Source organism: Bacillus cereus group sp. N11, assembly GCF_016483605.1.
GTDB lineage: Bacteria > Bacillota > Bacilli > Bacillales > Bacillaceae_G > Bacillus_A > Bacillus_A toyonensis.
The window spans coordinates 139000-150936 of sequence record NZ_JAEHBN010000007.1 but is presented as its reverse complement, the minus strand read 5'-3'; the positions used below and the strand labels follow the sequence as shown (position 1 = coordinate 150936).

Sequence of the window (11937 nt, the reverse complement as noted above, 5' to 3'; positions counted from 1 at the left end):
TAAATACTCTATTAAAATTAAGGTTTTTTCGGCTAAAATTTATATATTAAAAAAGTAAAACGATGTCAAAAAACGCTTACATTTCTGAAAATTCATATTTGTATATGGATTTTTCAGAATAATCATGATAGATTATAAATATGCAAAATGCATCAAAAGACATGACAAAAGAAAGGGGAACTACATGAGTACGCAGATGTTAACTTTAACTTCTATCTCTATTTACATGCTCGGGATGTTAGTAATCGGCTATTTCGCCTACAAACGAACATCCAACTTAACAGATTATATGCTTGGCGGTCGTACACTAGGCCCCGCAGTAACAGCATTAAGTGCTGGAGCATCCGATATGAGTGGCTGGCTTTTAATGGGATTACCCGGTGCAATGTTTAGCGTTGGATTAAGTAGTAGTTGGATTGCAATTGGCCTAACACTAGGCGCATACGCAAACTGGCTATATGTCGCTCCTCGCTTACGTACCTACTCTGAAATTGCAAACAACTCTATTACTATCCCAGAATTTTTGGAACACCGTTTCCACGACAAATCTCACATGCTACGCTTAGTATCCGGACTTGTTATTATGATTTTCTTTACTTTCTATGTAGCTTCAGGGTTAGTTTCAGGCGCTGTATTATTTGAAAATTCATTTGGTATGAACTATCATATTGGATTATTCATTGTAGCAAGCGTCGTTGTAGCTTACACATTATTTGGTGGTTTCTTAGCAGTAAGTTGGACAGACTTCGTGCAAGGAATCATTATGGTAGTTGCTCTTATTCTTGTTCCTATCGTAACAATTATGAATGCAAACGGACTTGGACCTGCATTTGATACAATTCGCTCTGTAGATCCAACACGTTTAGATATTTTTAAAGGTGCCTCCACTTTAGGAATGATTTCTTTATTCGCATGGGGCCTTGGTTATGTTGGACAACCTCATATTATCGTACGCTTTATGGCAATTTCTTCTGTAAAAGAACTGAAAAGCGCACGAAGAATTGGTATGAGCTGGATGATTTTCTCTGTTGTCGGAGCTATGTTTACTGGTCTTATCGGTATTGCCTACTATTCACAACAAGAGTTGACATTATCTAACCCAGAGACAATTTTCCTTGAGCTTGGAAAAATTTTATTCCATCCACTTATTACTGGATTTTTATTAGCTGCGATTTTAGCTGCAATTATGAGTACAATTTCATCTCAACTTCTCGTTACTTCAAGTGCTGTAACAGAAGACTTATATCGCACCTTCTTTAAACGCTCTGCTTCTGATAAAGAGCTTGTATTTGTCGGTCGTATGGCTGTTCTTGGTATCGCATTAGTTGGATGCGCATTAGCGTTTAAACAAAATGATACGATTTTAGCTCTTGTTGGATACGCTTGGGCTGGATTTGGTTCTTCATTTGGACCAGCTATTTTATTAAGTCTATATTGGAAACGCATGACGAAATGGGGCGCACTTGCTGGTATGATTTCTGGTGCCGCTACTGTTATAATATGGACTCAATTTAAATTCTTAACAAACTTCTTATATGAAATGATTCCTGGTTTCACAATTAGTTTACTAGCAATCGTAATCGTTAGTTTACTAACACAACCTTCAAAAGAAGTTGAAGAGCAATTTGAGAATTTCGAAAAACAACATAGTGATAGTCTATAAAAAAGAAATCTCTGCTGTTATCGTAACAGCAGAGATTTTTTTACAGTTCGACAATCTTCTTCTCAAATTTAACAAATTCTTTATGTTTCGTTAAATTTAACATAACACTACTCCTTTATAGTATTAGTATTAGCACTTATACAGAAAGGGGACTCCAACATGTTAGCAGCTTTCCAGCAACAACATATAAGAAAATATTCACCTATTACAAATACTTCTGCTTCTCGTTTAAACATTCAACCTAATCCACCCAAAATTTCAATTGCTCCTTCTGTTATTTCCGTTATCGGTATTCATATGCAAAAAAATAAGTTGAAAATAAAAACTGGAAAAAGTGCGGATTTATCAGCTTCCGTTTTGCCAATGCAAGCAGCAAATAAAGAACTTATTTGGACAAATATGAATTCTGACATCATTACCATATATCCAAAAGGAGATACGGTAACGATTACTGGAAAAAGTGCAGGAAGAGCAGTCGTAATTGTTACAACTGCTGAAGGAAAATTTCGTGACCTATGCGTCATTCATGTACAACCTTATATGACAAACCCAAAGTAAAAGAGTGGCTACGAGGCCACTCTTTTACTTTATTTCAATGTGGGGATTTTTACTTTTTACGAGATTGATGAATTGTTCTTTATCTTTAGGAGAAATAATCTCTGTTTTATGTACGCCGTAAACAATTTCAAGTCGATCGAATGATAATGCGTGAGCTGCTATTGGGTTTTTCGTATTTGAAATTTGTTTTATATCTCGTATAAATATACATTTTTTTACGAGACCTGATCTAATAGTAATTGTTTCTTCCCCGACAATATATTTTGTTGAAAACCAACTCCAAATAAATACTATTGCCAATGGAATTGTAAAAAACAAAAGAAAATATTCTCTCCCTGCAAATATTGGAGCAAAACAGGCGCCTAAAATAATGAAAAAGATTGGATATAACCATGCGTCTTTTTTTGATGGAAATTCCACTACACTCCCCCCTTCTTCACCTAAATTTCTACAAAACAAAAAGAGAAGTATCTTAACTTCTCTTTTCTCCGCTAACATTATAATTCCTGTGTATACACTGGCTCGTTCACCACATTTTTTGCTGTTCTTTTTTGTTGCTGTAATAAGAAAACAGATACACCAAACAATACGAGCGTGCTGCCGATAATTTGCATTGCGTTTAATTTTTCTCCCAGTAAGAAAAATGCTAGTATAGACGCCCCAACTGGTTCTCCTAAAATACTCATCGAAATTGTTGTTGCATTTACGTAGTTTAATAACCAATTATTAATGACATGTGACACTGTCGGTACAATCGCAAGTAAAAGAAAAACGGTCCAGTCCCACTTCGTATAACCTGTAAAAGGCACTTGCAGCACGATATTATAAATCCCCATAAAAATACCTGCGAATGCAAAAACTGTAAAGCTATAAATCCAGTGTGAGACTTTCTTTACTGTCGTTTGCCCGATAAATAAATAACCGACAACCGCTATTACACTTAAAAAGGATAATATATCTCCATAAATTGCTTGTTTACTTAAACCTAAATCTCCCCAACCAATACACATTACACCTAATATAGCGATACCCATCGTTGCAATGGCTGAGTAGGTTGTTCTTTCTTTAAATAGAAAAAAACCTCCAACTAAAGACACGATCGGTTGAAGTGCTAAAATAATTGTCGAGCTAGCAACTGTTGTATGCTTTAAAGACTCAAACCATAAAAGAAAATGTAGCGCTAAAAAGAATCCAGATCCAATTAAAAATCCCCAATCTTTTATTTGAATCTTCTGGAACTCTTCCCGCTTCTTCCAAACGATAGGCAGCATAATAAGTACAATAATCCATAAACGATACATACTTAAGATGGAAGATGGTGCTGAGGACATCTTTACAAAAACTGCTGCGAATGAAATAGCTATAATGGAAATGGCTAACGGTAGTGCAATTGATCTTTCCTGTTTCAAATTCTGTCTCCCCTCTCACCTGTCAAAAATCCCACTTCATTATATCCGTTTTCTTTCCTAACTTAAATACTAATTTTTTAGATTCTTCGTACCATTATGGTAAAATAGAAATTAAGGCACCTATTAGTGAATCGTTCTTTCATTTTCACTATAAGCGTCGCCCTTACAATCATTACAGTAAACTTTTATTTAGGGGGATCTACATGAATCAAACAATAGGGAGAATTGAGGAAATTTCATTTTATAGCGCATCACTTCAAGAAGATGTTACGCTTTTAGTTTACTTACCAGTAAATTACACGCCACTGCACAAACATACAGTTGTAATTGCACAAGATGGTAGAGATTATTTTCAGCTCGGTAAAGCACACCGTGTAATTGAAAGCCTTCGTGAAACTGAAGAAATTGACCGCACAATTATTGTCGGTATTCCATATAAAAACGTACACGATCGTAAGGAAAAATATTTCCCAAGCGATGTAAAGAATGCTGCTTATATTCGTTTCCTTGCTCACGAGCTTGCTCCATATATCGATGAAAATTATCCAACGTATCAAATGGGTAAAGGTCGCGTTTTAATTGGAGATTCTCTTGGCGGTACAGTTTCCTTTATGACTGCACTTATGTATCCGCATACATTCGGTAAAGTTGTTATGCAATCACCATTTGTTGACGAAACAGTAATGAACTTAGCAAAAGAATTCAAAGATCCACAGGCTTTAGAACTTTATCACGTCATTGGTACAGAAGAAACAGCTGTAAAGCGCACTGATGGACAAGTATCTGATTTCGTAGAACCGAACCGTGAGCTTAATACTCTTCTTACAGATAGAAATTTCATCACGCATTACGAAGAGTTTGAAGGTAATCATACTTGGAAGTATTGGCAGGCTGACTTACCGAAAGCCTTCTCTCATATTCTATCAATGAAATAATAGAGAGCAGTGTTCAGAATAATTTGATATAATAGATAAAGAGATTTATTTTTCTCAAAATCTAACTAGACTTACAAAGGGAGGAATTGGAACATGAAATTAGGCATTGTAATTTTTCCATCTAAAATGATTCAAGATAAAGCGAACGGATTGCGTAAGCGTTATGATCCGCACTACGCATTAGTTCCGCCACATATTACATTGAAAACACCCTTTGAGACGCAAGATGAACAATTAGAATCGATTGTAAACGAGCTACATACAATCGCAAATAAAACGAACCCTTTCACCCTTCATGTCGGAAAAGTTGGTTCATTCGCACCTGTTAATAATGTTCTTTATTTTAAAGTAGAAAAAACACCTGAACTTACTTTTTTAAATGAAGAAATGCATAGCGGATTATTCACGCAAGAACGCGAATACGCTTTCGTACCTCATTTAACAATCGGACAAGGTTTATCAGATGCAGAGCATGCTGATGTATTAGGTCGATTACGTATGAAAGATTTCTATTATGAACAACCAATTGATCGCTTCCATCTTCTATATCAATTAGAAAACGGAACATGGACTGTACACGAAACATTCCACCTTGGAAAGGGGAACAACTAATTTGCACGCACAGATCGTACAAACAGACGAACAACTAAGAGATGCATTCTCTGTACGTAAGCAAGTATTCGTGAATGAACAACGCGTTTCTGCTGAAGAAGAGTATGATGAGTTTGAAGAAACATCAACACACGTTGTTATATATGATAATGATGTTCCAGTTGGTGCTGGTCGTTTTCGCACCATTGATGGAATAGGAAAAATGGAACGCATTTGCGTACTAGCTTCCCATCGTAAAAAAGGCATTGGAAAAATTGTAATGGATGCACTTGAAGCATATGCAAAAAAAAACTCGCTACCAAAATTGAAACTTCATGCCCAAACACATGCTAAAGATTTCTATAAAAAACTTGGATACGTAACGAGTTCTGATGTATTTATGGAAGCAAATATTCCTCACATCATTATGATAAAAGAATTGTAATTTGAAAACAGGAGGTAGCCCCTCCTGTTTTTTACATTGCTATTTTCTTTTTCTTCCGCTAAAGTTAAATGTTGATGCTATAGTTTTGAAGGTGAATATATGACACAAGAAAAATTTTCACAAAAATCGTTAACACACGCTGATATTCCGCGTGCCACATATCATATTCCGAAAACATCTACCCATTTAATTATGGAAGAAGATGCAGATGCGGCGTATTTCCGCGCTCTCGAACAGCAAAATGTTTTTCTAAACGAAAAGCAATTAGAAGCTGTGCGAACGACAGAAGGTCCTGTTCTTACATTGGCTGGTGCCGGAAGCGGAAAAACATCTGTTTTAACAACCCGCGTTGGTTATTTAGTAAATGTAAAACAAGTTCATCCACGGAATATTTTATTGCTTACATTTACACAAAAAGCGGCTGAAGAAATCCGAAGTCGTGTAGCAAATTTACCAGGTATGAATCGTGCCGCAAGTAGCTATGTTGTTGCTGGTACATTCCACTCTGTCTTTTTAAAATTGCTTCGTAGCCAAGGATATAATCAGCAAATTTTAGCAAATGAAAAACATAAACAAATTATGATAAAGAAAATTTTAAAAGAATTACGTTTAAAAGACGGTTATGATGCGGAAACGATGCTCGCTATGATTTCCCTTGAAAAAAACAACTTAAATCGTCCGAAAGATGTAAAAGCGAAAACACCAGTTGAACAAGAGTTTAAAGAAGTATACGAACGTTTTGAAGAGGTAAAACAACGATATAATTATATCGATTTCGATGACATCTTATTAGAAACATATTATATGTTAGAAAATAACGCTCCCTTACTTACTCAATTACAGCAACGTTTTCACTATATTGAAGTAGATGAGTTCCAAGATACATCTTACGCACAATATGAAATTGTAAAATTGTTAGCCACGCCAAGAAATAATTTATTTATCGCAGGTGATGATGATCAAGCGATCTATGGCTGGCGAGGAGCAAGTCATCAAATTATTTTATCTTTCCCAAAGGAATTTGATAATACAACGATTATCGCGCTTAATACGAATTATCGATCCAATCCATTTATCGTTGGACTTGGAAATGAAGTTATCAAACTAAATCAAGAGCGTTTTGATAAAGAGCTATATTCTGTTCGTGAAGAAGGTGTACAACCATTTTACGCACGACCAGCTACAACTCTTGATGAAGCAAATCAAATTTTACAGCTCATTCAAGAAAAAGTAGATAGTGGCGAACGAAACTATAAAGATTTTTGTTTACTGTATCGCACACATTCTGTAAGCCGTTCGTTACTTGATCAGCTTACAATTCATAAAATCCCGTTTATTAAACACGGTGCGAGTCAATCCTTTTACGAGCACTCTTTAATTAGACCTGTATTAGATCATTTACGACTCGTGATTGAACCGTTTCGCCTAGAATCTCTTTCTAACATATTACCAACTATGTATATCGGCCGAGATGAGTGCATTTCCTTTATTGAACGTGAGCAATGGAAATATGGTGAAGGTCGTTTCCCTTCTCTTCTTCATTTCTTATTATTAAATCCGAGCTTGAAACCTTTTCAAGTAAAAAAGGTAAATGAGCGCATTGATTTTATTAAATTTATAAAAGAACTAGAACCGAAAAAAGCATTAAAAGAAATTATTCATGGTAAAGGAAAATATTTAGAGTACTTACAAAGTAACGATCGTTCTTCCTTTACGATGCATAAAGACATCCAAGAAGAAATGTTAGAAGAATTAATGGAGTCTGCAACTCGTTTCACCGATATTCCAGCTTACTTACAATTTATTGACGAGGCGATTCAAGGTCAAAAAGAAATGGAAGCATTAAAAACTATGCCGCAAAAAGATGCCGTTTCGCTTATGTCCATTCATAACGCAAAAGGCCTTGAGTTTCCATGCGTCTTTTTACTTGGAGCGAGCGATGGTATTTTGCCGCATACTTCTTCTTTAAAAGACGCAAATGACCGTGTAACGGAAACTTCTGAAGCATTAGAGGAAGAACGACGATTACTCTATGTCGCAATTACACGTGCGAAAGAAGAACTTTACATTTCTTCTCCGCAATTTTTCAGAGGAAAGAAATTAGACATATCTCGTTTTTTATATACTACAAGAAAAGACTTACCTGAAAAGACATCCACTAAATAAGGATGTCTTTTCTCGTACTCCCCCCTCCTATTCAAATTACCTGCTTTTATCATAAGAATTAACGTAATATCAACCATATCCCGTTCATATTGTAATAGTGTATGTCAGAACTCACGATAAGGAGTGAACATAATGAGCTGCAATTGCAACGAAGATAATCATCACCATGATTTTGATTTCAACTGTGTATCTAATGTCGTTCGTTTTATACATGAATTACAAGAATGCGCAACCACTACATGTGGATCTGGTTGCGAAGTTCCATTTTTAGGAGCACATAACACTGCATCAGTAGCGAATACACGTCCTTTTATTTTATACACAAAGGCTGGAGAACCTTTTGAAGCATTTGCACCATCAGGAAGCCTTGTTAGCTGTAGAACTCCAATTTTCCGCGTTGAAAGCATCGATGATGATGATTGTGCTGTGTTACGTGCATTAGCTGTAGTATTAGGTGATGGCTCCTCTGTACCACCTGGTGACGATCCAATTTGTACGTTTTTAAATGTACCAAATGCAAGGTTAATATCAACCCCTGCTTGTCTTACGGTTGATTTAAGTTGCTTCTGTGCTATTCAATGCTTACGTGATGTTACGATTTAAAACTAAATAACGATTTAAGCATGGATTGGGTGGCAGAAAATTCTGCCACCCAATCCATGCTTAAAAGGTATTATTATGTATTTTTTATAAAATTGGGAACTTGTCTAGAACATAGAACCTGTCCTTTTCATTAACTGAAAGTAGAAACAGATAAAGGAGTGAAAAACATGTTCTCTTCTGATTGCGAATTTACTAAGATTGATTGCGAAGCGAAACCAGCTAGTACACTACCTGCCTTCGGTTTTGCTTTCAACGCTTCTGCACCTCAGTTCGCTTCATTATTTACACCATTACTATTACCTAGCGTAAGTCCAAACCCAAATATTACTGTTCCTGTAATAAATGATACAGTAAGTGTCGGAGATGGTATTCGAATTCTACGAGCTGGTATTTATCAAATTAGTTATACATTAACAATTAGTCTTGATAACGTTCCTACGGCACCAGAAGCTGGTCGTTTCTTCTTATCATTAGGTACGCCGGCTAACATTATTCCTGGATCAGGTACAGCGGTTCGTTCTAACGTTATTGGTACTGGTGAAGTAGACGTATCCAGTGGTGTTATTCTTATTAACTTAAACCCTGGTGACTTAATTCAAATCGTACCAGTTGAATTGATTGGAACTGTAGACGTCCGTGCGGCAGCATTAACAGTTGCACAAATTAGCTAGTAAAAAGCGGTATTTCTAAAACAGGAATACCGCTTTTTTATATTTATAATAAAAAACACTCACAGTAACATGAGTGTTTCATTCTTCATATTGTTTTATTTTGTTCTTCTTTTTCCCGCAATTACATCCCTTTTTCTTCACAAATCCTTGTTGTTGCAATTGTTCTTGATATGCCTGTTGTTGTGCTTGGTGTTGTTGCTGTATATTATACCACTGCTGCAGGTCATATAAATTTTGCCTTGGATTATTGCTCACAGCAAACATCTCCTCTACTGTCAATTCTGTCTATTCACTATATGAACAACTCCTTATTTCCGTTCCCTCATTCTTTTAAACTCCGCTTTTTCTTGATGTTATTAAAATATATTATTCTCCCATAAAATATCCTGTAATTGTTTCAATAATTGCTGCTGCACCTGCGATAGCTAATAATGCAAGTAATGGCTCCGCAACGATCGGGATCCAATTATATAAAACTAATAAAAAAGCACTAACCCATACACCTGTACACCAATAACAACTTAATAATTCTCCAATCCATTTTCTTAATCCTTTACCTTTTACTTTTGTAAAAGTCGATACGCTTCCATCCGGCTCCGTAATCTCTAATTCATCAATAAACGGTCTTCGCAAAAAGGCTGTAATTTTATCATAAACAATTAAACGAGTGAGCCTAAAAGCAGCTAACGCGAATATAAAAAATAAAAGCCAGCTTGTAAATAGCATGAATCCACCTTCCCTTATCTTCTTTCGCCTATTTAAAAAAAAAGGTCTTGAGATTGTGACCAAATCTCTCCGACTCCAATATCTTATTAATGTAAATACAAACAAGAAGATAAGGAGTGACATTAATGAGTTGTAACGAAAATAAACACCATAGCTCTTCTCATTGTGTAGTTGACGTTGTAAAATTCATCAATGAATTACAAGATTGCTCTACTACTACGTGTGGATCTGGTTGTGAAATCCCATTTTTAGGAGCACACAATACTGCATCAGTAGCAAATACACGCCCTTTTATTTTATACACAAAAACTGGTGAACCTTTTGAAGCATTTGCACCATCTTCAAGCCTTACTAGCTGCCGATCTCCAATTTTCCGTGTGGAAAGCGTAGATGATGATAGCTGTGCTGTCTTACGTGTGTTAACTGTAGTATTAGGTGACGGTTCTCCTGTACCGCCTGGTGACGATCCAATTTGTACGTTTTTAGCTGTACCAAATGCAAGATTAATCTCGACATCTACTTGTATTACTGTTGATTTAAGCTGCTTCTGTGCGATTCAATGCCTACGCGACGTTACTATCTAATAAGTTAAGTAAACTAAAAAACTATTGGGGTGGTAGAAACTTTCTACCACCTTTACATATTTAAAAGCCGGCCATATCAATCGATTTGATGTCTTCTATAGATAACCGAACATCTCTCATACTATTTGGTGGCATAATGGATACAATGCCATTACGATACGATATAATCGATCCTATATATGAGACGGTAGTCGTTCTTATCCTACATCTTACTTTCGGAATGTAATGAGGACGATTTAATAAAAAATGAATTTTTTCTTCATTATCCATATCCTTAAATGATTTATTATATGGGACGGCTCTCACTTGCTGTTGTTCTTCTTGCTCTTCTTGTTTCTCTTCTTCTATTTTTTCTTCTATTTGCTGCTCTTCTTGTTCTATCACCTCTTCCACAGCACTACTTACAACATTTTCGTTTCTATTACTTTTCTCTTTTTGGTCCTCATCTTCAAAATTCGTTAATATAATTCGTTTTATTTTCGGTGCAGCAAGTTCTAAATTTACTTGCGCAATATATAACAACGGTTTTCCAACTGTTGAACTTTTATTTTTATTCTTCACACTCGTCCCTCCCACTTCCATACGTCGCTGAATAAATCGTGTACTATTATAGTTATATTCATAACGTGGCAAGAACTTTCGTTAAAAATCGTTCTTTCTGAGAACAATAAAAAAGGACAGCCTCAACGTTTAGAGACTGTCCTTTAAAAACTATAATTAATATTTATCCTAAAATATGATATCCTGAATCAACGTGAATATTTTCTCCTGTTACACCGCGTGCTAAATCACTGAATAGGAATACTGCTGTATCTCCAACCTCTTCTGGCGTTGTAGTACGACGAAGTGGTGCACGCTCCTCGATTTCTCTTAAGATTGAGTTGAAATCGCCTACACCTTTCGCAGATAACGTACGAATTGGTCCTGCAGAAATAGCGTTCACACGAATGCCATGTTGGCCTAAATCGTTCGCTAAATATTTTACGCTCGCTTCTAATGAAGCTTTCGCAACACCCATAACGTTATAATTTTTCACAACGCGCTCACCGCCAAGGTATGTTAACGTTAAAATATTTCCGCCTTCTGTCATTACTTTCTTCGCTTCTCTTGCTACAGCTGTTAAAGAGAATGCACTAATATTTTGTGCAAGTAAAAATCCATCGCGAGAAGTATCTACAAATTCACCTTTTAAATCATCACGATTTGCAAAAGCAATACAATGTGCTACACCGTGAATTGTACCAACTTCTTGCTTAATCGTTTCAAAGCAAGCTGTAAGTTCTTCATCATTCGTTACATCACAAGGTAATACAAGTGATTCTTGTCCTTCTAATGTGTCCGCTAATTCACGAACATTTCTTTCTAAACGTTCTCCTGCATATGTGAATATTAATTTTGCACCTGCATTATGCAAAGAGCGAGCAATTCCCCATGCAATACTTCTTTGGTTCGCAACGCCCATAACAACAAATGTTTTCCCTTGTAATAGTTCCATGATATATCCTCCCAGAAATACTTATACTTGTTATTAGTACCTGATACTATAATTATAGTACCATAAAACCGCTTAAAGGCAAACAAAAAAG

The 11937-nt window shown here is 35.9% G+C and carries 15 protein-coding genes; 9 read left to right on the top strand and 6 right to left on the bottom strand.

The features are described from left to right. The first annotated feature begins 184 nt into the window (after window positions 1-184). Window positions 185-1663 carry a sodium/proline symporter PutP gene (gene putP, locus JDS98_RS13570; RefSeq protein ID WP_000107200.1) on the top strand — a complete coding sequence of 493 codons (1479 nt, stop codon included), beginning with the start codon at window positions 185-187 and terminating at the stop codon, window positions 1661-1663. Between the two features lie 159 nt (window positions 1664-1822). Then, on the top strand, window positions 1823-2221 hold the full coding sequence (locus tag JDS98_RS13565; RefSeq protein ID WP_199633974.1) for an Ig-like domain-containing protein: 399 nt from the start codon (window positions 1823-1825) through the stop codon (window positions 2219-2221). Between the two features lie 24 nt (window positions 2222-2245). Here the strand turns inward: JDS98_RS13565 and JDS98_RS13560 are convergent, their stop codons facing one another. Next, window positions 2246-2641 (bottom strand): PH domain-containing protein, encoded by a 396-nt coding sequence (locus tag JDS98_RS13560; protein WP_199633973.1) that lies wholly within the window; start codon window positions 2639-2641, stop codon window positions 2246-2248. Window positions 2642-2718: 77 nt separating this feature from the next. After that, a complete protein-coding gene (locus JDS98_RS13555) occupies window positions 2719-3630 on the bottom strand; it encodes a DMT family transporter (protein ID WP_000808240.1) in 912 nt (303 codons plus the stop codon). Window positions 3631-3833: 203 nt separating this feature from the next. On the opposite strand from JDS98_RS13555, the gene JDS98_RS13550 reads away from it, so the two are divergent. The 6 genes from JDS98_RS13550 (at window position 3834) to exsF (ending at window position 9041) form a co-directional block, all read left to right on the top strand. After that, on the top strand, window positions 3834-4565 hold the full coding sequence (locus JDS98_RS13550; protein WP_001076855.1) for an alpha/beta hydrolase: 732 nt from the start codon (window positions 3834-3836) through the stop codon (window positions 4563-4565). A gap of 93 nt (window positions 4566-4658) precedes the next feature. Continuing rightward, window positions 4659-5177: a YjcG family protein gene (locus JDS98_RS13545; protein ID WP_000765873.1), complete on the top strand. Its 519-nt coding sequence runs from the start codon at window positions 4659-4661 to the stop codon at window positions 5175-5177. 1 nt (window position 5178) lies between these two features. Beyond that, window positions 5179-5601 carry a GNAT family N-acetyltransferase gene (locus JDS98_RS13540; protein ID WP_199633972.1) on the top strand — a complete coding sequence of 141 codons (423 nt, stop codon included), beginning with the start codon at window positions 5179-5181 and terminating at the stop codon, window positions 5599-5601. A gap of 99 nt (window positions 5602-5700) precedes the next feature. Further along, the gene (locus tag JDS98_RS13535) at window positions 5701-7767 is read left to right on the top strand and encodes an ATP-dependent helicase (protein ID WP_097957186.1); all 2067 of its coding nucleotides are present in this window, start codon (window positions 5701-5703) and stop codon (window positions 7765-7767) included. Window positions 7768-7899: 132 nt separating this feature from the next. Then, window positions 7900-8370 (top strand): spore coat protein CotY, encoded by a 471-nt coding sequence (gene cotY, locus JDS98_RS13530; RefSeq protein ID WP_016108021.1) that lies wholly within the window; start codon window positions 7900-7902, stop codon window positions 8368-8370. A 167-nt stretch (window positions 8371-8537) separates the two neighbouring features. Then, on the top strand, window positions 8538-9041 hold the full coding sequence (gene exsF / locus JDS98_RS13525; RefSeq protein WP_000492940.1) for an exosporium protein ExsF: 504 nt from the start codon (window positions 8538-8540) through the stop codon (window positions 9039-9041). A gap of 78 nt (window positions 9042-9119) precedes the next feature. Here the strand turns inward: exsF and JDS98_RS13520 are convergent, their stop codons facing one another. Further along, on the bottom strand, window positions 9120-9305 hold the full coding sequence (locus tag JDS98_RS13520) for a hypothetical protein (RefSeq protein WP_033660380.1): 186 nt from the start codon (window positions 9303-9305) through the stop codon (window positions 9120-9122). A gap of 102 nt (window positions 9306-9407) precedes the next feature. Next, entirely contained in the window at window positions 9408-9767 is a 360-nt protein-coding gene (locus JDS98_RS13515; protein ID WP_000899662.1) for a DUF1360 domain-containing protein, read from the bottom strand. A gap of 125 nt (window positions 9768-9892) precedes the next feature. Here JDS98_RS13515 and exsY point away from each other — a divergent pair, with 125 nt between their 5' ends. Beyond that, window positions 9893-10351, top strand: coding sequence for an exosporium assembly protein ExsY (gene exsY / locus JDS98_RS13510; RefSeq protein ID WP_001277750.1), 459 nt, complete (start codon window positions 9893-9895; stop codon window positions 10349-10351). Window positions 10352-10411: 60 nt separating this feature from the next. Here the strand turns inward: exsY and JDS98_RS13505 are convergent, their stop codons facing one another. Further along, window positions 10412-10933, bottom strand: a complete 522-nt coding sequence (locus JDS98_RS13505) for a CotO family spore coat protein (RefSeq protein ID WP_199633998.1) — start codon at window positions 10931-10933, stop codon at window positions 10412-10414. 142 nt (window positions 10934-11075) lie between these two features. Continuing rightward, a complete protein-coding gene (fabI, locus tag JDS98_RS13500) occupies window positions 11076-11846 on the bottom strand; it encodes an enoyl-ACP reductase FabI (RefSeq protein WP_000421885.1) in 771 nt (256 codons plus the stop codon). Window positions 11847-11937: the final 91 nt, after the last annotated feature.